The sequence below is a fragment of the Methylosinus sp. RM1 genome, from assembly GCF_011378635.1.
Taxonomy (GTDB): Bacteria; Pseudomonadota; Alphaproteobacteria; order Rhizobiales; family Beijerinckiaceae; genus Methylosinus; species Methylosinus sporium.
On record NZ_WOVC01000006.1, the window covers coordinates 1 to 20,653 of the forward strand.

The 20,653-nt window shown below is 63.8% G+C and carries 25 protein-coding genes and 1 tRNA gene; 9 read left to right on the forward strand and 17 right to left on the reverse strand.

All coding sequences use genetic code 11. From position 1 onward, the window contains the following. Positions 1 to 377 precede the first annotated feature (377 nt). Together FMZ75_RS05360 and FMZ75_RS05365 are read right to left on the reverse strand one after the other, a co-directional pair. Positions 378 to 1,187 (reverse strand): glycosyltransferase family A protein, encoded by an 810-nt coding sequence (locus FMZ75_RS05360; protein ID WP_166141609.1) that lies wholly within the window; start codon positions 1,185 to 1,187, stop codon positions 378 to 380. 188 nt (positions 1,188 to 1,375) lie between these two features. Then, complete coding sequence (locus tag FMZ75_RS05365) at positions 1,376 to 2,506, reverse strand: HupE/UreJ family protein (protein WP_108918209.1); 1,131 nt, start codon at positions 2,504 to 2,506, stop codon at positions 1,376 to 1,378. Between the two features lie 220 nt (positions 2,507 to 2,726). On the opposite strand from FMZ75_RS05365, the gene FMZ75_RS05370 reads away from it, so the two are divergent. Together FMZ75_RS05370 and FMZ75_RS05375 are read left to right on the forward strand one after the other, a co-directional pair. Continuing rightward, positions 2,727 to 3,260: a copper resistance CopC family protein gene (locus FMZ75_RS05370; protein ID WP_246728787.1), complete on the forward strand. Its 534-nt coding sequence runs from the start codon at positions 2,727 to 2,729 to the stop codon at positions 3,258 to 3,260. A gap of 77 nt (positions 3,261 to 3,337) precedes the next feature. Beyond that, positions 3,338 to 3,907: a hypothetical protein gene (locus FMZ75_RS05375; RefSeq protein WP_166141610.1), complete on the forward strand. Its 570-nt coding sequence runs from the start codon at positions 3,338 to 3,340 to the stop codon at positions 3,905 to 3,907. A 10-nt stretch (positions 3,908 to 3,917) separates the two neighbouring features. Here the strand turns inward: FMZ75_RS05375 and FMZ75_RS05380 are convergent, their stop codons facing one another. The 5 genes from FMZ75_RS05380 to FMZ75_RS05400 form a co-directional block, all read right to left on the reverse strand. Next, positions 3,918 to 5,069, reverse strand: a complete 1,152-nt coding sequence (locus FMZ75_RS05380; RefSeq protein WP_166141611.1) for a PepSY domain-containing protein — start codon at positions 5,067 to 5,069, stop codon at positions 3,918 to 3,920. 500 nt (positions 5,070 to 5,569) lie between these two features. Beyond that, positions 5,570 to 5,788, reverse strand: coding sequence for a YdcH family protein (locus FMZ75_RS05385; protein ID WP_108918206.1), 219 nt, complete (start codon positions 5,786 to 5,788; stop codon positions 5,570 to 5,572). 111 nt (positions 5,789 to 5,899) lie between these two features. Further along, positions 5,900 to 6,493, reverse strand: coding sequence for a hypothetical protein (locus FMZ75_RS05390; RefSeq protein ID WP_166141612.1), 594 nt, complete (start codon positions 6,491 to 6,493; stop codon positions 5,900 to 5,902). 10 nt (positions 6,494 to 6,503) lie between these two features. Then, the gene (locus tag FMZ75_RS05395) at positions 6,504 to 7,940 is read right to left on the reverse strand and encodes a protein adenylyltransferase SelO family protein (protein WP_166141613.1); all 1,437 of its coding nucleotides are present in this window, start codon (positions 7,938 to 7,940) and stop codon (positions 6,504 to 6,506) included. A 155-nt stretch (positions 7,941 to 8,095) separates the two neighbouring features. Then, positions 8,096 to 8,275 carry a YdcH family protein gene (locus FMZ75_RS05400; RefSeq protein WP_142863319.1) on the reverse strand — a complete coding sequence of 60 codons (180 nt, stop codon included), beginning with the start codon at positions 8,273 to 8,275 and terminating at the stop codon, positions 8,096 to 8,098. Between the two features lie 268 nt (positions 8,276 to 8,543). Here FMZ75_RS05400 and FMZ75_RS05405 point away from each other — a divergent pair. Next, positions 8,544 to 8,618 (forward strand) — tRNA-Val (locus FMZ75_RS05405). A 331-nt stretch (positions 8,619 to 8,949) separates the two neighbouring features. Continuing rightward, positions 8,950 to 9,417, forward strand: a complete 468-nt coding sequence (locus FMZ75_RS05410) for a MucR family transcriptional regulator (RefSeq protein ID WP_142863318.1) — start codon at positions 8,950 to 8,952, stop codon at positions 9,415 to 9,417. Between the two features lie 66 nt (positions 9,418 to 9,483). On the opposite strand, the gene FMZ75_RS05415 is transcribed toward FMZ75_RS05410, so the two are convergent. Continuing rightward, positions 9,484 to 10,248: a metallophosphoesterase family protein gene (locus tag FMZ75_RS05415; protein WP_166141614.1), complete on the reverse strand. Its 765-nt coding sequence runs from the start codon at positions 10,246 to 10,248 to the stop codon at positions 9,484 to 9,486. A 193-nt stretch (positions 10,249 to 10,441) separates the two neighbouring features. On the opposite strand from FMZ75_RS05415, the gene FMZ75_RS05420 reads away from it, so the two are divergent. From FMZ75_RS05420 to FMZ75_RS05430, 3 genes are all read left to right on the forward strand, one after another. Next, positions 10,442 to 11,029, forward strand: coding sequence for a TadE/TadG family type IV pilus assembly protein (locus FMZ75_RS05420; protein WP_166141615.1), 588 nt, complete (start codon positions 10,442 to 10,444; stop codon positions 11,027 to 11,029). A gap of 111 nt (positions 11,030 to 11,140) precedes the next feature. Further along, the gene (locus FMZ75_RS05425) at positions 11,141 to 11,632 is read left to right on the forward strand and encodes a pilus assembly protein (RefSeq protein ID WP_246728789.1); all 492 of its coding nucleotides are present in this window, start codon (positions 11,141 to 11,143) and stop codon (positions 11,630 to 11,632) included. 20 nt (positions 11,633 to 11,652) lie between these two features. After that, positions 11,653 to 13,089, forward strand: coding sequence for a TadE/TadG family type IV pilus assembly protein (locus tag FMZ75_RS05430; RefSeq protein ID WP_166141617.1), 1,437 nt, complete (start codon positions 11,653 to 11,655; stop codon positions 13,087 to 13,089). 61 nt (positions 13,090 to 13,150) lie between these two features. Here FMZ75_RS05430 and FMZ75_RS05435 read toward each other — a convergent pair whose 3' ends face one another. Further along, on the reverse strand, positions 13,151 to 13,597 hold the full coding sequence (locus FMZ75_RS05435) for a four-helix bundle copper-binding protein (RefSeq protein WP_166141618.1): 447 nt from the start codon (positions 13,595 to 13,597) through the stop codon (positions 13,151 to 13,153). A 165-nt stretch (positions 13,598 to 13,762) separates the two neighbouring features. Here FMZ75_RS05435 and FMZ75_RS05440 point away from each other — a divergent pair, with 165 nt between their 5' ends. Next, a complete protein-coding gene (locus FMZ75_RS05440) occupies positions 13,763 to 13,993 on the forward strand; it encodes a hypothetical protein (RefSeq protein WP_142863313.1) in 231 nt (76 codons plus the stop codon). An 18-nt stretch (positions 13,994 to 14,011) separates the two neighbouring features. Here the strand turns inward: FMZ75_RS05440 and FMZ75_RS05445 are convergent, their stop codons facing one another. The 5 genes from FMZ75_RS05445 to tpiA form a co-directional block, all read right to left on the reverse strand. After that, entirely contained in the window at positions 14,012 to 14,320 is a 309-nt protein-coding gene (locus FMZ75_RS05445) for a hypothetical protein (RefSeq protein ID WP_207783303.1), read from the reverse strand. 81 nt (positions 14,321 to 14,401) lie between these two features. Continuing rightward, a complete protein-coding gene (locus FMZ75_RS05450) occupies positions 14,402 to 14,614 on the reverse strand; it encodes a hypothetical protein (protein ID WP_142863312.1) in 213 nt (70 codons plus the stop codon). Between the two features lie 220 nt (positions 14,615 to 14,834). Continuing rightward, a complete protein-coding gene (locus FMZ75_RS05455) occupies positions 14,835 to 15,914 on the reverse strand; it encodes a 3-deoxy-7-phosphoheptulonate synthase (protein ID WP_166141619.1) in 1,080 nt (359 codons plus the stop codon). A 213-nt stretch (positions 15,915 to 16,127) separates the two neighbouring features. Then, positions 16,128 to 16,358, reverse strand: coding sequence for a hypothetical protein (locus FMZ75_RS05460; RefSeq protein WP_142863310.1), 231 nt, complete (start codon positions 16,356 to 16,358; stop codon positions 16,128 to 16,130). Positions 16,359 to 16,457: 99 nt separating this feature from the next. Then, a complete protein-coding gene (gene tpiA / locus FMZ75_RS05465) occupies positions 16,458 to 17,216 on the reverse strand; it encodes a triose-phosphate isomerase (protein WP_166141620.1) in 759 nt (252 codons plus the stop codon). Between the two features lie 205 nt (positions 17,217 to 17,421). On the opposite strand from tpiA, the gene ndk reads away from it, so the two are divergent. Then, positions 17,422 to 17,844 carry a nucleoside-diphosphate kinase gene (gene ndk, locus FMZ75_RS05470; protein WP_108918182.1) on the forward strand — a complete coding sequence of 141 codons (423 nt, stop codon included), beginning with the start codon at positions 17,422 to 17,424 and terminating at the stop codon, positions 17,842 to 17,844. Positions 17,845 to 17,848: 4 nt separating this feature from the next. Here the strand turns inward: ndk and FMZ75_RS05475 are convergent, their stop codons facing one another. The 3 genes from FMZ75_RS05475 to purM all read right to left on the reverse strand — a co-directional run bounded on the left by FMZ75_RS05475 (position 17,849) and on the right by purM (position 20,643). Further along, on the reverse strand, positions 17,849 to 18,559 hold the full coding sequence (locus FMZ75_RS05475; protein WP_108918181.1) for a glutathione S-transferase family protein: 711 nt from the start codon (positions 18,557 to 18,559) through the stop codon (positions 17,849 to 17,851). Positions 18,560 to 18,925: 366 nt separating this feature from the next. Further along, positions 18,926 to 19,528, reverse strand: a complete 603-nt coding sequence (gene purN, locus FMZ75_RS05480; RefSeq protein ID WP_246728804.1) for a phosphoribosylglycinamide formyltransferase — start codon at positions 19,526 to 19,528, stop codon at positions 18,926 to 18,928. Positions 19,529 to 19,575: 47 nt separating this feature from the next. After that, entirely contained in the window at positions 19,576 to 20,643 is a 1,068-nt protein-coding gene (purM, locus tag FMZ75_RS05485; RefSeq protein ID WP_166141622.1) for a phosphoribosylformylglycinamidine cyclo-ligase, read from the reverse strand. Between the last annotated feature and the right edge of the window lie 10 nt (positions 20,644 to 20,653).

Genomic DNA, 20,653 nt, shown 5'->3' on the forward strand with positions numbered 1-20,653 from the left:
GCGATGATCCGATCGTCAAGCTGTCCGCCGTGACCGCCTGACCATTCCGGCCATAGCCGGAAATCCCGGTGTCGGCCTCGATCCAGCTACACCACGCTCTGGGACACGATCGGGTCGATTTTTAGAAATGCCAGAGCTGATCGCCGAGTTTTACCAGCTCCGGTAGACTCAGCAGGCGTCCGAAAGTCAGGCAAAATTCGGCCATAGGGCGCGTCCATGGCCGGGGAGCGCGTCTTTTCGAAGCGATCTGGCCTTTGCGGGCGCGTCTTATGCGTCTCGACAATTCCTCGAATCCATCCGCACCGAGACATAGGCGCATCGCCTCCGCGCGCGCCGCCAATCGCGTCGCTATATAGCGCGCGAGGCTCTCATATTGCTCAAAGTCGGGGTGTGCCGCATAGGATTTTTGCAGGCAGAGGAGGGCGCTGACATAGAGATCCGAGCCGAGGCGCGCGGCCAGCGCACAATGTCAGCGCGTCGCGCCGGAAACAATTGCCCGAGGTCGGCGCGGAGACCCAGTTTTCCCAATCATGCGCGTCGATGAAGTGAATGCGCGACTCGATATCGTTCAGCGGCGCTTCTTCGAACGGCCAGAGGCCGGAGGATAGGCCGAAGGGGCGTAGCCGCTCCTTTCGCAAGCCGCGTCCTGAAGCGATGAAGTCGCCAAAGGCGATCCACGACGTTCTGACAACGCCGCCCTTGGTGGATTGCAACATATCGGAAGAGGTGAAGCCGACCGCCGTCCGTAGCGAGAAATGCACGAAGATATGCGTTTCCACGAAGGTCGGGAGGAGGATGTCGTCAGCGTCGAGAAAGACGACATATTCGCCGGAGCTGGCGGCGAAGCCGGTGCCGAAAGCGGCCGTCTGCCCCTGATTGGCTCTATGCGAAATGATCTCGACTTGCGGATTTCGCCGTCGAATCGTCGCGAGAACGACCTCGCTTTCATCGGTCGACGCGTCGTCGACGATGATGCATTCGATGCGAGGATAGGTCTGAGCGAGCGCCGAATCGACCGCTTCGATCAAGAAGCGTCCATAATTATAGTTCGTGATGATTATGCTCACGAGCGGCAAGTCGAAGCCGAGCTTCCTGCCGGATGCGCGTCCTTCGCTCCGCCGATCGTCCTCGTCGACGAGTTTTATCTTATGGTCGGCGTCGTGAAATTGTGTAAAATCTTCAAGCATGGCCGACTCGACGCTTTATACTATTTGCGGCGATTTCGACGCCAATTCGGCGACGTCCCGTCGCGGCGGAAAATCGATTGTCGAGGATAATATACGTAATATACCGAATTGTAAAACGCGCGGCTCTGGACGTGACGGATGCTCTCTTTGGAAGCGAACGAACCGAGTCCGCGCGACCGAAAAGCGCCCTAAACTCGCTCGAACAGCCAATAGGCGCCGAGACAGGCGATGACGCCCGAGCCGAGGCGCACGAGGCGCGGATCGCGCACTCCATGGGTGAACAGCCTGTCGAAGGCCGAGAGCAGGGGCAGCGCGATGAGCACGACGCCGATCTGGCCGGCCTCGACGCCGAGATTGAAGCTCGCCAGCGCCGGCGCGATGGCGCGCTGCGGCACGCCGATTTCGATGAGCCCGCTCGCAAAACCGAAGCCGTGGATGAGGCCGAAGACGAAAGTGTCGCGCCAGCGGCCTTCCACCTTGCAGGTGAAGAAATTCTCGATCGCGACATAGACGATCGACGCCGCGATCGCGATCTCCACCCAGCGGCTCGGCAAATCGACGAGGCCGAGCGCCGCCAGCGACAGCGTGATCGAATGCGAGACGGTGAAGGCGGTCACCAGCTTCACCACCGGCCAGACGCGCGTCGCCCACAGCATCACCGCGATGAGGAAGCACAAATGATCGTAGCCGGTCATAATGTGCTCGATCCCGGCGGCGAAGAATTTCGGCGCGAGCTCCCAGGGCGTCAGCAGCGGCTTGGAGAGATCGACCAGAGCGTCGCCGGGGAAGATCATGACCTCGCCCGGCGCCGGCTCCGCGCCGAGGCTCTGCGCCTCGGTGAGGCGCTCGTCGGCGTTGCGCTCGCCGACGCCGACGAGATGTTTCGCGCGCGATCCCTGCGCCTCGAGCAGTTTGTAGGGGTTGTAGAGGATTTGGCCCGGAACCGCGCTGCAATCCATGCGCAGCACGACTTTCGAGTCGCGCGGATTGGCGGGGTCCGCGCCCACCGAGACGATCTCGCTCGGGCAGGCGGCGCCGGCCTCGTTCTGCAGCGCGACGCGGCTTTGAATGAATTTGCCGATCATCGCCTCGATGACGCCCGGCTCGGTGAGATCGACATCGGCCCGGCTCGGCCCGCTCTCGGCGAACATGCGCTCTATGTCGGCGCCGAGAAAGCCGACATCGACGCGATAGCGGCCGTCTCCCTCGGGAACGATGCGGCTGCTGGAGATATCGGCCGTATGCGCCTTCGCCGTTCCCGCGCCGCCGACGACCGACAGGGCGACGATGAGCAGCAGAGCGATGCGCGAAAGCGCCATTCCTTCGACTCCCTTGACGCCTCGCGACATGGCGGCGTATGCACGAAATATCGATAGTGCATATCACGCCGATCTTGACAAGGCCGGCGTCCGGGCCGGCGTCCAGGCTCGTGTCGAGGAGCCGATCGGGCGCCGCGGCGCACAATCACAAGTCGAGCGTGCGCCTTGCTCGCATTCGACGACCGGCTTAGCATCGATGGATGTACGACAGACGGAAACCATGATCCTTCCCGCCGCCGCTCCCCGATGCGAGCGACGCCGAGCCGGCGCCGGCCCCTGGTCGGCGGCCCGCAGCGTTCTTCTGGCGATCGGTTTTTCGATCGGCGTCGCGCCGAGCGCATTGGCGCGCGCGAGCGGCGCAGAGACGCTCCCCAACGACCGCCTGCCGCATTTCGAGAGGCTTCCCTGCGCTGCGCAGGAGCCGTCGCCGAAAGCGGAGCGGCCCATTCTGCTCGCCCATGCGATCGTCGTGCGCACCTCTCCGGCGCAGGACGGCGTCGCCGCCGGAAGCATCGGCAAGGTCGACGTCTGGTATGACGCCGGCATAAGGGACGCCTTCGCGGCGCTGGCGGTGATCAGCGCCTCCGGCGAGCGCGTCGACAAGCGCGATGCGGCGATCGACCGAGCCGACGCCGCCCATGTCTCGGTGAGCGTCAATCCGCTCGGCCCCGGCAAATATACGGTTCGCTATCGCGCTCTGTCCGCCGACGGCCATCTCGTCAGCGGCGCCTGGGATTTCGAGGTGCGACCCTGAGAGACGCGAAGGCGGGCTGCGAGCGGCTGTCTTCGCGCAATCAAAAGCCGCTCCGCAAAGGAAAGGAAGCCGCGTCGATGAGCCCGAACGGCCGGATGAATCTGATTTTGTTCCTCGCCGTCGTGGTGATCGCCGCCGGCAATGTCGCCGCCTTCTCCTATTCTCTCTGGGGCCCTTCTTTCAGCCTGTATTGGAACGATTTTCTCGACGCGCATCTCTATCGGCCGGCGGTCAAGGCCGGCGACCGCACCATGGCGAACTGCCTCAAGGTGAGTGATTTCTATTCGGCGCGGCTGACCACCTATTTCCTCGCCGACTCGGACAAGAGCGCCGGCGGGCGGACCGACGATCTCAGCAAATACGACGAATATTGCGATCGGGTGCCGGGGACCGGAAAGGTGATCTTCTCCGTCACTCTGATGGAGAAAGACGTGCGGAGCCAGGCGGTCGCGCTGTCCTTCTACAAGACGGACGCCAAAGGCGGGCTCGAGCTCTTGACCGCCTTGCCCTCCAAGACGCATCCGGCTGGTTTCGTGACCTTGGAATCCTCTGTCGATCACAAGGGGAAATATATGCTGAAGCTCGCTTTCGGCGACGGCAAGAGCGATGAGGACATGATCGAAATGCCGATTTCGGTCGGCCAGTGACGTCTTCGCGTCATATCGTCCGGCGGCGCGCGCGGCGCTTGTGGCGCCATCGCAGGACGCCGGTCACGTAGAGGAGCAGGGGCGCGAGCCCCGTCAGCAGAACCATCGTGCGGCCGAGCGCGCCGAAGGCCTCGCCGCAATGCAGCGGGAACAGCCATTCGAGCAGCGTCTCGCCGGCGGTGAACTCGCCGCGGTCCTGCGTCTGCAGCACTTGTCCGCTGTAGCGGTCGACGCCGACATTGCGGAATGTCTTGGTCCGATTGGGCTCGTCCGCCGATTGCTCGCCGACGACATAGACGCCGTCTTCGCCGCTCGGCAGCAAAATCCAATGCAGCCGACCCGTCGGAAAAATCTGCTCCGCGCTGGCGACCGCCGCGTCGATGCCGATCGGCGCTCGGCCGGGGATAGGCGTCGATTTTCCAAAATCGGGTTCGGGGCGTACGGGGGAGATGAGAGTCGCCAGCGAATGCGTCGCCGGCTTGAAAATCATCGCGACTCCGGTGGCGAGCGTCGCGAGCAGAAGAATGGCGAAATAGGCCCCGACGCATCTGTGCGCGTCATAGGCGACCCGCTCGAAGCTCGCGCCCCATTTGATCGTCAAGCCCTGCCGCCATCGGCCATTGCGCGGGCGCCAGAGATAAAGTCCGAAGAGAACGGAGAAGAACAAAAGAATTCCGACGGCGCCGACGAGATAGGCGTTGTTCGCGCCGAGCAGCAGCGTCCAGTGAAAGGCCATGACGATCTGGACGAAAGGCTGCGAGAACACATCGTCGCCATGCGAATATAAGCGGCTGCCGATGACTTTGGCCGTATAGGGATCGACGAACAGCTGGTGGAAGTAGCTGTCGAGATCGTCGCTCTCGACCATGTAGCTCACGATCGCGGCCGCGCGCGAATGACGCGGGAGCGTGATGCGTTCAGGCCGTCCGTCCGCCGGAATGGCGGCGGTCGCCGCCGCGAAAATCTCGTCGAGCGGACGCATGGCGGGTCGCGTCGGCGATTCGACGCGCATGAGCGGGGCGTTCAGCCACTCGTCAATGTCCTCGCGAAAGGCGAGCAGAGCGCCGCTGAGCCCGATGAGCACGAAGATCGCGCCGGCGAAGAGGCCGATGATGCGATGCGTCGCCAGAAAAATCTCGCGGCCCGAGCCGGTTCGACTCATGACAGACGCCTCCGCCGTCTCGACTGCGGGCGCGGCGGGATCGAGACAGTTTTCGTTTCGGCTTCGCCCGCGCTCCGCGGCCGCGAGGGGAGCGTCTTCCGCGGCCTGTGTCAATGGCGCCGAAGCGCCGGGTTTTCGCGGCGCGACCGCGCCGGTCGTGGCGCCGCATTCCGACAAATTTCGATCGCGCGCCTCGGGATGTTTTGGTTGCGGGCCGCAAATGTGTAATATCGAATGATCGAGGCGCCGGCTGCGATGTCGCGCGCCCGAAGGGCGATGCTCACTGCGCTGTTCCGTCGCATTTCGGCATATTGTATCTCTCTTGAACAGGCCTAGGCTCGCCAAAATTGAAAAAAGCACGGCGGAGGACCGTATGGGGAGCGCCCAGGAAAGCAAAGAGACAGTGAGGCTGGTGGCGGTCATCGCGATCGTCGCGGTCGTTTCCCTCGTCGTCGCTGTCGGCCTCAGAATGTGGAAATAGCGTGTCGCTTTCGCCCGTCTCAGGCGATGATGTCGGGCGTCAGCTGATCTTCCAGAAAAGCGATGCGGTCGCGCAGCAGCAATTTTCGCTTTTTCAGCCGCTGAATTTGCAGCTGGTCCACGGCGCCGACGGTGAGAAGGGCGTCGATCGCATCCTCGAGATCCCGGTGCTCGAGCCTCAGACGCTCTACTTCGACCCGGATCGAGCTGCGTTCTGTTTCGTTGAGTTCATCGATCATTAGGAGAGCCTGCCCGAGCGGCGCGGCGAGTCGTGACATGTGATTATCGCCTCGCATCGCCTTCATCTTCAAGTCCCGATACGGCGGCGGCTCCGCATAAATTCCAAAGGATCAGTCGACCGCGACCGCTTTGTCCAGCTCCACGCAAGCCGAAGCGTCGACGCGCTCCAGCTCGAAGACCCGATTGTGGCGCGTGAGCTCCAGACGGATCGCTTTCTTGTTCTGATCCGGGCCGCGCCAGCCGCTCACGCTTTCGTCCAGATAGAGCGTGAGCGAAGCGCCGTCCTCGGAGAGATCGATGGGGAAGTCGCCGCCTTCCGCAGCCGCGCCGCCGAGGCCGCCGTGCGCCACGCAGCGGGCGGCGGCGTCCTCGCGGAACGATCGCGCGAGGCGGTGGCCGCCGACGTCGCGATTGGCCTCCTCGCTCCAGGCGCAGCCGCCGACGACATAGAAGGGCTTGCCATGGCCTTTGTGACGGAATTCGACGCGCAGCTCGCGCTCATTCTCGGCGGCAACGGGGAACTCACGCCGAAGCGAGAGCCGCACCGAGACGATCGTCTGGCCGGGATGCGCGCGCAGATAGGCTTCGTCGAAGCGGTTGAAGAAGCAGGCCCCGCTCGGCGGGATTTTCTCGATCAGCAGATTTTTGGCCGCGGCGGCGCTCGAGAGAGCGCAGAGCAGACAGATGCAGATCGAGCGGTTCATCTTCCGAACGTCATCCCCCGGCGGGCGCCGGCGCATAGGCTTCGCGCATCGACGCGATCTGGGCGATCTTGTCGTCGAGCGCGCTCCAATCGTCGCGCTCGGCGATCTGCGCCCAAATCGATTCGACCTCTTCTATCAGCATAGTGCAGGGCGTGGCGCGACGGAAATAGGGATGGTCGAGATTGGCGCCCGGCGCCGTCTCATGGGCGGCGAGCGCCTCGCGCAGGCTCGCGAATTCCGGCGCGTCATAGGCCGCCGCCTGCGGGCTCGCGGCGGCGCGCTCGCGGCTCGCCATGCCGCCGCGCCAATCGAAGAAGGTCTGTTCGAAAGACGCCTGCGTCTTGCCGAGAAATTCCAGCAGAGCTTTTGCGAGGGCGGCGTCCTGCTCGGGATCTCGCGCCGGCAGCAGGCCGAAGCGATCGAGCAGGGCGAGTCGGAACTCGCGCTGAAGATGGTTCTGATAGCCGCCGAGTATCTGTTCCGCCCGCTGCAGCCCGACCTGCTGCAGAATGGTTTCGGCGAGCCGCGTCAGGTTCCAGCCGAGCGCGCCGGGCTGGCGGCCGAAAGAATAGAGCCCGCTGTCGTCGAAATAGGCCGCCGTGAATTGCGGATCATAGCGCGGCGCGAAACGCCACGGCCCATAATCGAAGCTCTCGCCCGTTATGTTGATATTGTCCGAATTGAGCACGCCATGGACGAAGCCCGCCGCCATATAGCGGGCGGCGAGCCGCGCCACGCGCGCCGCCACGCGCTCCAGAAAGGCGCCGGCGCGGCTTTCCGCCGGCTCGCCCGCGAGCTCGGGGAAATAATGGGCGACGCAATGCGCGACGAGCCGGCCGAGCGCCTCTTCGTCGCCGATATGGGCGAGGCGCTGGAATGTGCCGATGCGGATATGGGAATGGGACAGCCGCACCAGCACGCTGGAGCGGGTCGGCGAGGGCTCGTCGCCGCGATAGAGCGGCTCGCCGGTCTCGATCAGGCTGAAGCTCTTGGAGGTGTCGACGCCGAGCGCCTCCAGCATTTCCGTGGCGAGAATCTCGCGTACGCCGCCCTTGAGCGTGAGCTTGCCGTCGCCCTGGCGCGACCAGGGCGTGCGGCCGGACCCCTTCGTGCCGAGATCGAGCAGGCGCCCGTCCTCTATGTCGCGCAATTGCGCGAACAAAAAGCCGCGGCCGTCGCCGATGTCGGGATTGTAGGCGCGGAATTGATGGCCGTGGTAGCGCAGCGCCAGCGGCTTGGGGAAACCGCCGGGCAGCGGCTCGAAACGGCCGAGATGGGCGATCCATTCCTCCTCGGTCAGCGTATCCAGGCCGACGCGCGCCGCCCAGCGCTGATTGCGATAGCGCAAAATAAGCCGGGGGAAGCGGGCGGCGTCGACGGGATCGAAGAAACCGTCGCCGAGCGTGGCGTGGAGCGTTTCGGCGCGATAGCGCGGGGCAGGGGGCATGGGTCTCGGCTCTCGCTTTGGCAGGAGATTCTGCGGCTCTGAGCCCCGCGAAGCAAGCCGGGCGCCCGCGTGGCGCGGGCGGAGCGAGAGAGGACCGGCCGAAAAAAAGGCGGAGAAAGCTCTCCGCCTCGACGCTGGACCTCGGGTTCGGGCCGTCAGTGCACGCTGGCGCCTTGCCGCAGCTTGTTGATCTCGTCCTTGAGCTGAAGCTTTTTTCGCTTCAATTCGTGGAGCTTCGAATCGTCGTATCGGGGATGATGCTGCACCTGCTCGATCTCTTTCTTGAGCGCCTGATGGCGGCGTTCGAGCTCGACGAGATGGGTCTGTAGCGACATACGGCGCCTCCTTTGGTTGATGACAGAAGGACGACGCCAGTGTGACAGGAATTATATGGCCCGCAAGGGGCGGCGACGTCGCGGGGGCGCGAATTATTTCGTTCAAAAGCCCTGGCCGCGGAACGAATTCTTAAAGTTTTCAGGCGTCGGGCCGATGTTCGGCCGCGCGCGGGGAAACCGTTCTGAAACCGTTCTGGGGCGCTTGCGCCTCGGCCCGACTGCCGCTATACGGGCGTCACTCGCGTCGAACGAAACCGGTCGGCGCAGGGGGCGCGTAGCTCAGCGGGAGAGCACTACGTTGACATCGTAGGGGTCACAGGTTCAATCCCTGTCGCGCCCACCATCTATGTCACATCGAGTTTCATGTCGCTTCGAGCGGGCTTCGACCTCTCGCTTCGCGCATTGTCGTGCGTCCGATTCGTCCAAATGGCCATCACGCAGCGAAAGCGTCCGCCGAAGAAACGCTCGGGTCGCAGGGGATGCTCCGATTGCCGAGAAGCGGCTTTCGCGCCGTGCGACGGTTTCGATCGCTCTGCAATATTTCGGCGTGATGAGCCGCTGCAAAAAAAGCGAGTTTCTTGTTCGATGCGCGTGTCTTTGCGAGTAAGGCGACGATTGCAATCGACAGCGATATCGGCTCCAATATAAAAGATTTGAACGCCGAGGAAAGCACCATGTCCGAAGCCGAAGACAAAGCGCTCGTCGCACAGATACTCTCTTCCTATCTTTCGAATAATACTGTTGCTCCTGTCGATCTCCCTTCTGTCATTGCGGCGGTGAAAAAAGCTTTCGGCAACGGCGATGCGGCGATGGCGGCCGCCGCCGAGGGAGAAGCCAAGCAATGGCGGCCGTCCGTTCCCGTGAAGAAATCGGTGAGCCCCGAAGCGATTATTTGTCTTTGCTGCGGAGAGCCGTTCAAATCCTTGAAGCGTCATCTGCAGGCCGAACATAAGCTGACCCCGGACGAATATCGCGCCGCTTTCGATCTGAAGAGCGACTATCCGATCGTCGCGCCCGATTACGCCGCCCGGCGCTCGGCGCTGGCGAAATCGCTCGGCCTCGGCCGCAAGCCCGCCGCGAAGCTCGTGCCGCCCCCGAAAAAGCGCGGCGCGCCGGCGCGCAAGGCGGTCGCCGAGGCGTGACGCACATCCGTCGCGCCGCTTTCGCCGGATCGGCGCGAGCGGCCGCGCGTCGGTTTCACGAGCCTGTCAGACATGGCCCACGAACAACATTCGGCGACTGTCCGTCTCGAGAACGAGAGCGGTGAGGATAGAGGTCGCGAATGCGCCCGTATCGACATTGATGCGGTTGGGCAGGATGTCGGGCTCGGAGACGGGCGTGTGGCCATGCACGATCATCTTTTCCCAGGCGCCTCGGAAGCTCAAAAACTCCTCCCGAATCCACAACAGATCCTCGGCTCTCTGAGCGTCGAGCGGCACGCCGGGCTTTGCGCCCGCGTGACAGAAGAAATAATCGCCATAGCTCGCGGTCAGCGGCGTCTCCTGAATGAAGCGCCTGTGCGCGTCCGGGAGCCGCGCCGACAAAGCGCGGCGCGCCTCCTCATAGCCCTTGCCGCGCATGATGGAAGAGACCTCCACCCCATAGGAATGAAGGGTCTCGATGCCGCCGAACCTGCGCCAGCTCTCGAGGACGGACGCATCCTCGAGGAAGCGCATGAATATTTCCTCGTGATTGCCGCGGAGCGCGAGAAAGGGCGTCGGAAAATCGCCGCGGCTCAGCCAATCGACGACGGTGGAGGATTGCAGGCCGCGGTCGATGTAGTCGCCGAGAAAAATCGTCAGCACAGCCGACGGCGCCGATGCGCGCTCCTCCTCGATGCGCCGCGCGAGCTTGTCGAGGAGATCGGCGCGTCCATGGATGTCGCCGACGGCGTAAATTCGCAGATCGGGTGGGAGGCGCGTCGGAAGCCCGGTCTGCAATGTCTGAAATTGCGTCAATCGAGAATTGGTCATTTCATCGGTCCGAGACCAGTCGCGCCCGGAGGCCCGCCGCGACATTCTGTCCAGACATTAGAGCAGATCGTCGGCCGATGAAATCGCGCGGGACCGCGATCGTCGCCTTTATCCTGTTCGCGCCCCGCGAACAGCTCCGCTCTGGTAACGGTTTTTTTGCCGGCTTCGCTCATGCTGGGGGCGGAGAGAAAATATGCGCAGGGACGACGAAAAAGCCGGCGATCGAGCGGCGCGCGAGGCCGATGTCGACGTAAGGGCGTTTCGCGCGGGCGCGGCGCTTTTGGCGTGCCGCCGCGGCGCGGCGATCGTCGAATTCGCCTTCGTCGCGGCGCCGCTCTTTGCGATTTTGATCGCGATCTGCCAGGTCGGCGTCGTGTTTCTCGCGCAGCAGGAACTCGAATCCGCCGTCGAGAAATCGGCGCGCACTCTGCTGACCGGCGAGGTCCAGAAGAATGGTCTCGACCAGTCGCAATTCACGACCAAGGTCTGCGGCGGCCTCACCGCGCTCTTTTCCTGCTCGCAGCTGATGGTCGATGTGCAGACGGCGAGCGCCTTTTCGTCCGTCGATACATCGGCGCCGGTCCTCACCTATGATTCCAACGGCAAGGTCACCAATAGCTGGAAATTCCAGACCGGCGGCGTCGGCAGCATTCTCGTGCTGCGCGTGATCTATCAATTTCCCGTCGTCGGCGGGCCGCTCGGCTTCAATCTGGCCAATCTCGCCAATGGCAGACGCTTGCTGATGGCGACCGCCGTATTCCAGGTCGAGCCTTATTCTTGAAATAGCATCGGAGCAGGTCCTTTGCGAATGCATTGTCTCAGCCGCTTCTTCTCGTGCGCCGGCCGACGCGCGCGAGATGGCGCTCGCACGCTGCGGCGCGACGAAGGCGGCATGATCGCGGTGGAATTCGCATTGCTGATTCCGATCGCCGTGCTGATCCTCGTCGCCGAATTCACGCTCGGAGAGGCGATCGGCATCAGCCGCAAGGTGGCGATCACGGGACGCACGCTGACCGATCTCGTCGCGCGGCGCGCGGTCGTGTCTTCCGCCGATCTCGCCACTATTTTGAACGCTTCGACGCAAATCATCGCGCCCTTCCCGAGCGCCAATCTGAAGATCGTTCTCGCCCAGCTGTCCACGGATGACAAAGGCAAGACGACGACGGTCGTATGGAACGAGCCCTTCAATATGACGGGTCTCGTCGACAAATCGACCTTCGTGCTGCCGGCCGGCATGGCGCAGGCCGGAACCTCGCTGATCTATGCCGAAGTTCGTTATGACTATACCCCGCCCTTCGGCGCGAAGCTGATCCCCGCCGTGCCGATCCGTTACACATTCTATATCAATCCGCGCATCACCTCGTCGGTGCAGCGGGTGAACTGAACGAAAAGGCGACGCGACGCATGACGCTCTTCCCGGCTCTCGCGAAATTCGTCGCCCATCGCAAGGGCAATGTCGCAATCATATTCGCGCTCGCCGCGATCCCACTGATGATCGCCGCGGGCGGCGCCGTCGATTATGCGAGCGCAGGGCGCGTCAAGACGCAGCTCTACGCGGCCGCCGACGCCGCCGCGCTCGCCGCGACGACTCCGCCGATGATGCTGAAATCGGAGGCCGTCGCCAAAGCCGCCGCAACGACCATGTTCGCCGCGCAGGCGGCGCAGATCACGCGCCAGACCTATAACGCCGCCAATCTCGCCATAGACGTCCGCGACAAAGTCGAACCGGGCTCTATGACGCGCAGCGTGTCGGTCACCTATACGACGCAGGTGCAGAATTCTTTCGGCGCTTTCTACGGCCTGCGCACGTCGAACATAAGGGTGAACGCCGTGGCGAGCGCGACGACGGCGCGCAATATCGATTTCTATCTGCTGCTCGACAACTCCCCCTCGATGGAGCTGCCGGCGATGCAAACGGGCGTCGATGCGATGAACGCGACCGGATGCGCTTTCGCGTGTCACGAGAAAAACCTCAGCGACGGCGAGTACACGAACAAATATGCTGGCTGGGGAACCATCGACAGCTACGCCTACGCCAAGAACAATGGCATAAAGCTGCGCATCGACAATGTGCGCGAGGCCGCCAAGAGCCTCGCCTCGACGGCGCAATCGCTGATGTCCTCCAATGGCGCGACCTATCGTCTGGCGGCCTATAATTTCAATTATGCGGTCTCGATGATGCAGAGCCTCGTTCCGACGACGAGCGCCAATGTGAGCCTCATCCAGGCCAATATCGAAACCATGACTCCGCCCTTGATGGATTCGAACAATTATCTCGCGTCCAATTCGTCCTACACCTATCCGACCGCCGTCTCGACCTACAATACGGTCACGACCGGCGGCGCGCTGCGCAACAATGATGCGATGACCGATCTCAACCAGGCGTTCACCAAGCTGAACGCCGTCATGCCGCTCCCCGGCAATGGCACGACCGCCGCCGGCGACACGCCGCAAGAGGTCTTGATGCTGGTGACCGACGGCGTGATCGACGCGAGTAACTACTCCAGCACGAGCTGCACGACCTCGATCAATTCGAGCTATTCGAATTCCTATGGTTCTTTCTATCGCTGTCTTCAGCCGGTCGATGTCTCGTATTGCACGGCGATCAAAAATCGCGGCATTCGCATCGCTGTGCTCTACACGACCTATTATCCCGTGCCGAGCAACGGCTTCTACAACGCCACCGTCGCGACTTTCGCCTCGCAGATTTCCGACAATCTGAAGAGCTGCGCCTCGTCCTCGGATCTCTACTTCGAGGTCAACACGGGCGGCGACATCACCACCGCTCTGGCGACCTTGTTCCAAAAGGCCGTCTCCACCGCCTCGCATCTCACGCAATGATCGGGCGCGAGCCTGCGCCATTCGCCGATCGCCCGCGCAGGCTCGATCGCTCGCGTCCGCGTCAGACCGAGACCTTGCGGCATTCGTCCGCGCAGGCTTTGCATGCGTCGCCGCAGGCTTTGCATTCGGAATATTGCGGGAAGCGGTCGCATTCTTTCTTGCACGCCATGCAGACGTCGCCGACCGCCTTGGCCAGGGTCGGCGTGAACGGCGAATTGACCGCCGCCAGCGACTCGAGCGCGGCGCAGGCGGAGACGAGATCATAGGCGGCCTTGGTGCAGCCGGCCATGCTCGTATCGTTCATCGACAGCATTCCGAAGCAGTGACGCAGGCATTCATTACCGGTCGAGACACATTCGGCGCTGGTCTTCATCAGCGGCTGAAACTTCGGACCGTGCATCATGTGCTCGGAGTGCGGATTGGTGGACTGCTCCTCGGCCAGAGCGCGCGTGGCGGAGAGGGCGGCGGCCGCGCCGACGGCGGCGGCGACGAATTCGCGACGTTCCATGGAGAGCCTTCCTTTCGCTTCGATAGGAAAGTTCTGCTCCAACTGGCGCAGGCCGCAGAAAATTCAATCTTTTTTCTCGGTCTAGCAGCGCGTCATTTTTATTGCGCACGCGAGCGGAAAGGCCATTTAGGAGGAAAAAGGGGAGGAAGACGCAAGGAGGGGGAGATGGAGCCGAAAATCGCGCTCACGCTCGCGCGCGGAGATGCGGAAGCGCTCATGGGTTGCCTGCGACGTCGCTTCGAGCGGCTGTGCGACATCCGCAAAGAACTCTGTGAGCCGGACGAATTCGACGAGCTGGAGCGCGAGGAGCGCGCCTATTTCGACGCCGAGAATGCGCTGGTCGAGCGCATCATCGGCGAATTGGCGCGCGCCCTCGAAGAGGAGCCGCGCCACTGAGGCGCGAGCGTCTGCGCGTCACGCATCGCAGGGCGAAGGGGCCGTCGCGTCCCAGGCCAGCGGCCGCGGCGCGCGGCGGCGCGTCTCCGGCCATCTCGCCAGCAGCATTCGCAAGACGACCATGAGATCGGCGGCGGCGCGCACCTGGCCGAGATCGAGAAAGCCGCGAATATCGGCGACGAGAATGTCGCGCACGGCGGCGGCGCCGCGGTGGCTGTTGAGGAGATAGCTGGCGAGCGTTCGCTCATGCGCCTTCGAGGGGGCGGCGTCTTCGATCGGCAGGAGATCGAGGCCGCTCGGCGCCAGTATTTCGGCGATCTGCATCATCGGTCGGCTCCACGACTCGTTTCTGACGCAGAGCGCTAAACCGACGAAAATGACGTTTTGTGACAGTGGCTATCGGGGGAACTACCTATCGAGCGCAGGCGCGGCGGGGGCTTTCTCGCGCAGCAGCCGCTCCGCGCATTCGGCGACGCGCAGCCACACGACGCAGCCCTCGCTGTCGCCCGTTTTTTGGAAATCGGTGGCCCTTTCCCGCGCATTGGACGGCGCTTCACCCAGCAGCCGGTGGGTCAGCGCGCGTGCATGAATCTCGACGGCCTGTTCCAGGGAAATCTCCATAGGATCCACTCCTCGTCGCAGCCGTTGCAGCCGCGTTCGTTCACGCGACATATCTGTGGCACATGACGTAGAGCGCCGGCCCTGCGGCGCAGTGTCGCGTTTTCCGGCCGAGCCGCAGGCCGCGCGTTCCAGCCGAAGCTCTCGAAAGATCGGGGACAAGTCGATATATCCCCGCTCTTTCAAGCTGATCGGCAGAAGCTACGGGATGCGGCGCATCGGCTCAGGAGGCGATGCGCGTCGTCCCCGAGGTGGATCGCCGCAGCTCGACAGCGGTCGCGAGACGACGCAGCGCGGCGAGCGAGGTCGCCCAGTCGATGCAGCCGTCGGTGACGCTCTGGCCATGGACGAGCGGCTTGCCGGGAACGATATCCTGTCGCCCTGCGACGAGATTGCTCTCGATCATCAGACCGATGATGCGCCGCTCGCCGCCCTCGATCCGCTGGGCCACATCATCGACGACGAGAGGCTGGTTCTCGGGCTTCTTGCTGCTGTTGGCGTGAGAGGCGTCGATCATCAGATATGGCGAGACGCGCGATTTCTCGGCTTCTTTGGCTGCGGCGTCGACGCTGGCGGCGTCGTAATTGGGCGTCTTTCCGCCGCGCAGAATAATGTGGCAATCCTCATTGCCGCTGGTCGAGGCGATGGCGGAGCGGCCGTCCTTGGTGACGGCGAGGAAATGATGCGGCTGCGAGGCGGAGAGCACGGCGTCGAGCGCGATGCGCACATTGCCGTCGGTGCCGTTCTTGAAGCCGACCGGGCAGGAGAGGCCGGAGGCGAGTTCGCGATGCACCTGGCTCTCCGTGGTGCGCGCGCCGATCGCGCCCCAGCCGACGAGATCGGCGATATATTGCGGCGTCGTCATATCGAGGAATTCGCAGCCCGCCGGCAGGCCGAGCTCATTGACCTCGAGCAGCAGCCGCCGCGCGAGGCGCAGGCCCGCTTCTATGTCGAAGCTGCCGTCGAGGCGCGGATCATTGATGAGGCCCTTCCAGCCCACCGTGGTGCGCGGCTTCTCGAAATAGACGCGCATGATGATCAGGAGCCGGTCGCCGAGCTCGCGCTCGGCCTCGGCCAGCAGGCGGGCATATTCCATCGCGGCGTCCGGATCATGGACCGAGCAGGGGCCGATGACGACAGCGAGGCGATCGTCGCGCCCGCGCAAAATGTCGCGCAGGGCGGCGCGCGCGCCGAGCACGGTGGCGCTCGCCGTCTCGCTGCGCGGAAGCTCGCGCATGATCTCGGCGGGCGGGCTCAATTCGGCGATTTTGACGATGCGAAGGTCGTCGGTTTCGGTCGGCACGGCGGGCTCCTTGTTTTCGAGCGTCACGCCGGCGGCATAAAAAAGCCGCCAGCGGGACTGGCGGCTCTCGGGGTTTTCAGGCTTCGCGTTACGTCAAGTCACACGCGTTCGCCTCCCGTCGCCGCCGGCGCAGGATAGCTAAAGTACCAGTAGTAGCGCGTAGAGCGGGCGAGGGTCATGACGGCCTGAGTTAAAGCGGAGAGGGGGAAGGAGTCAAGGCGCCGGCACGCAGAGTCCCGAATATCCGGTCATGCGCGTATTCAACGGCGAGCCGTTCTCCCTGCCGTCGGCCGCTATTCCGAAGGAGGCGCGCGGCTGCAGCTTGCGTGCGGCCTCGACGCATTTTTCTTCCGTCGCATAGCCGGGAATGGCGTTGGTCGCCACGGCGCCGGCGGCCTGGGAGGTGGTGACGACGAAGGTTGCGACGATGAGCGTGTAGGACATTGAAAATCTCCTCGCGAGCAATGAAAGCGAATGAAAAATGGCGAAGACGCCGTTACGCTTCGAGACCCTATCGCGAAACGATTGCGAGAACGTCGCCGCTCAGCGATAGACTTCGGCGATTTCCAGAAATTCCTTCGCGGTCAGAGAGGCGCCCCCGACGAGCGCGCCATCGACATTTTTCACGCGCAGCAGCTCGGCGGCGTTGGCGGGCTTCACCGAGCCGCCATAGAGAATGCGAGTCGCCGCGGCGCCGGCGCCGAAGAGTATGATGAGCCGGGCGCGGATGGCGGCGTGCATTTGCGCGACGTCGAGAGGCGTCGGCGTGAGGCCGCTGCCGATCGCCCATACGGGCTCGTATGCGACAACCAATTTGTCTGGCGCGGCGCGGCGCGGCAGTGAGCCGTCGAGCTGCGCCTCGACGATCGCGGATGCGCGGCCGGCGTCGCGCTCGGCGCGAGTCTCGCCGACGCAGACGATGGGTGAGAGCCCGGCGCGTAGGCCCGCCAGCGCCTTGGCGTGGATCAGCGCGTCGTTCTCGCCATGATCCGCGCGCCGCTCGCTATGGCCGACGATCACATAGGAAGCGCCGGCGTCGGCCAGCATTTCAGCCGATATATCCCCCGTATGGGCGCCGCTCGGCTTTTCGTGGCAATCCTGGCCGCCGACCGCGATTTCGGCCCCGGCGAGGAGTCGCGACGCGCGCTCCAGCAGAGTGGCCGGCGGACAGATCGCCAGCTCCACTTTTTTTCGCAGAGCCGCGTCATAGCCGCCCGCTACCGCCTCGATCTCGCCGAGCGACGCCGAAAGCCCGTGCATTTTCCAATTTCCGGCGACGAGCGGGCGCGGCGTGGAAGACATGTCCGGGCGTTCCTCTCAAATCGAAGCGTGAAGCGAGCAATCTGGCCATATCAGCGCTCGCCGCCATGGGCAATTCGCCGCGACGCGGCGCGGTTGCGGTCAAAAGGAAAATTGTCGCCGCTCCGGCCGGGTTGCCGGGCGTTCGGCCGACAGCTATAAGCGCCGCGATCTTTCCCATCCTCGAACTCGACGAGAAGACGCGCCCATGGCGACCGAACGCACATTCTCCATCATCAAGCCGGACGCCACCAAGCGTAATCTGACCGGCAAGATCAACGCCCTCATCGAGGACGCCGGGCTCCGCATCGTGGCGCAGAAGCGCATTCAGATGACGCGCGAGCAAGCCGAGACCTTCTACGGCGTCCACAAGGAGCGCCCCTTCTTCGGCGAGCTGATCGACTCGATCATCTCCGGCCCGGTCGTCGTCCAGGTTCTGGAAGGCGAGGGCGCCATCGCCAAATATCGCGCTGTGATGGGCGCGACCAATCCGGCCAGCGCAGATCCGGGCACGATCCGCAAGGAATTCGCCGTCTCCATCGGCGAGAATTCCGTGCATGGCTCCGATGCGCCGGAGACGGCGGCGATCGAGATCCCGCAGTTCTTTTCGGGCAATGAGATCGTCGGCTGATTTTTCAGGCCGCGACATAATTCGGAAAATAGGCGGCGAGCAGCCTGTCTCGGTAAGCCACGAGATTGGGCTTGCTCGCCACCGCGTCGCGGAGCGGCGATTCGAGCTCGGGAACGAGCGATTCCGCCACCATGGCGAAGGCCGTGGCGTCGGCGGCGCTCGGCGCCGCGCCGAAGAGATAGGGCTTGTCGCCGAGCAGAATTGAGAGCGCGTCCACGTCGCGACGCGCCAATTCGGCGAGCTCCTCATTCGAATGCCGCCCGAGGCCCTGCGCCGTGAGGCAGCGGGCGATCTTCTTTCGGATCAGCGCCTTTATGAGCGGGCGAACGAGCGCCGGAACGCGCGCGAAAAATTTCGCCGGACCACGCTCGAAATTGCCATCGTCGATCCAGCGGGCCTGCACCATCAGCCAATAATAATGTTCTTCCAGCATTTTCTCGACCGCCCAGCCGGCGGCGCGCTGCTCCGGCGTGAGGCCTGCGTCGAAATCCATGCCATAGGTCTTTTCGAGATAGAGGCGGATAAAGGTGGAATCGGCGACGATTTTTCCCTCGTCATCGATATAAGGCAGCTTGCCCTTGGGCGCGCGGCCGTAGCCGGAGTGATCTTCGCTGTATCGAAGACCGGCGAATTTCAGCAGCGCCATGGTCTTGAGCACAAAGGGGCTTGCATCCGGGAGGCCGAAATAAGGGCCGAACGAGTATAGTTTTATCATTGTCGAAACCTCTTTGCGGAAGCCACTTCGAGAATATGATCGAGAAGCTGCAAAGACTCTATTCTCGACCGGCAAAGGCAAGTAAGTCTCGTATCTTTGCGTTAACATTGGGGCTGATCCGCGCGATGGCGGCGAGGGCGATATGATGACGAAACGCTGGGTCGATTGGGGGGCTAGGGCGACAGGCTTGCTGGCGCTCGCGATTCTGATCGTAGCGACGCCCTTCGATGGCGCGCTCGGCCTCGCCAAGCTTTTGGCTTTCGGCGTCTATCTCTGCTGGTTCGCGCTTCCGAGCCCCTGCAAGGGCGGCGCGTCCTATCCCTTCGGCCATGGCTTTCGCCCAGACGCCGGTTGCCCGCGGCAGGTTCAGCCGGAGGAGGGGACGGCGAGCGCCGGCTGCAGCGACGGGCTCGCACCGAGCACGCGATTGCCCTCGACCCTGACGGCGCCGGAGACGACGAGCCGCAACGCCCGCGGATAGAGCAGATGCTCTTGCTCGAGCACGCGCGTCCCGAGACTCTCCGGCGTATCGGAATCGAGCACGGCGACCGCCGCCTGGGCGACGATCGGCCCTTCATCCATTTCCGGGACGACGAAATGGACCGTGCAGCCGTGAATTTTCACGCCATCGGCGAGCGCCCGCTCATGTGTGCGCAGGCCGCGAAAGGCCGGAAGCAGGGCCGGATGGATATTGAGCATATGCCCGCGCCATTGGCCGATGAACCAGGGCGTCAGCAGACGCATGAAGCCGGCGAGACAGAGAAGCTCGATTCGATGCGTCTCCAGCACGATCTGTAGCGAGCGCTCGAACTCCTCCCGGCCGGCGTAGATCTTATGATCGACGGCGGCGACGGCGACGCCCGCCGCTTTGGCTTTGGCGAGTCCGACGGCTTCCGGGCGATTGGAGACGACGAGCGCGATCTCGGCCGGAAAATCCGGCGCGCGGGCCGCCTCGATCAGCGCGTCCATATTGGAGCCGCGCCCGGAAATGAGGATCGCAGTGCGCAGCCGCCGGTTCACAGCGGCAGATTCCCGCGCGTGACGACGCGCGGCCCGTCGCCGGTCGCCGCAATCTCGCCTATGGCGATCGGCGTCTCGCCCGCTTCGCGCAGCGCCGCGACGGCTTCGTCCGCGCCGTCTTTGGCGACGACCACGACCATGCCGATGCCGCAGTTGAAGGTGCGCAGCATTTCGGCTTCCGCGACGCCGCCCGTCAGCGCGAGCCAGGAGAAGACCGGTGGCGGGCGAAACGCGCCGAGATCGAGCGCGGCGCCCAGCCCCTTCGGCAGCACGCGCGGCAGATTGTCGGGAAAGCCGCCGCCGGTGATGTGGGCGAGGGCGAGAATTTTCTCGCTGCGCTTCAACGCCGCGAGCAGCGGCTTCACATAGATGCGCGTCGGCGTGAGCAGCGCCTCGGCCAGCGTCCGCTCGGCCGCGAAGGGCGCGGGCGCGTCCCAGGCGAGGCCCGACTCGGCGACGATGCGGCGAATGAGCGAGAAGCCGTTGGAATGGGCGCCGGAGGAGGGCAGACCGAACAGAAGATCGCCTTCCCTCACCTCGGCGCGCGGCAGCAGGCGCGAGCGCTCGGCCGCGCCGACGGCAAAACCTGCGAGATCATAATCGCCCTTGGAATAGAGGCCCGGCATTTCCGCCGTCTCGCCGCCGAGCAGCGCGCAGCCGGCCTCGACGCAGCCGGCGGCGATCCCCGAGACGACGGCCGCTGCTGCGCCCGGCTCGAGCTTACCGCTCGCGTAATAGTCGAGGAAAAACAGAGGCTCGGCACCCTGCACGACGAGATCGTTGACGCACATTGCGACGAGATCGACGCCGATCGTGTCATGAAGGCCGGATTCGATGGCGATCTTGATCTTGGTGCCGACGCCGTCATTGGCGGCGACCAGAACGGGATCGGAAAAACCTGCCGCCTTGAGGTCGAAGAGGCCGCCGAAGCCGCCGATCTCGCCATCCGCGCCTGGTCGGCGCGTCGAGCGCACGGCGGGGCGGATGAGGTCCACCAGCCGATTTCCGGCGTCTATGTCGACGCCGGCCTGGGCGTAAGTGAGACCTTTTTGTCCTGCCGCCATTGCGATATCC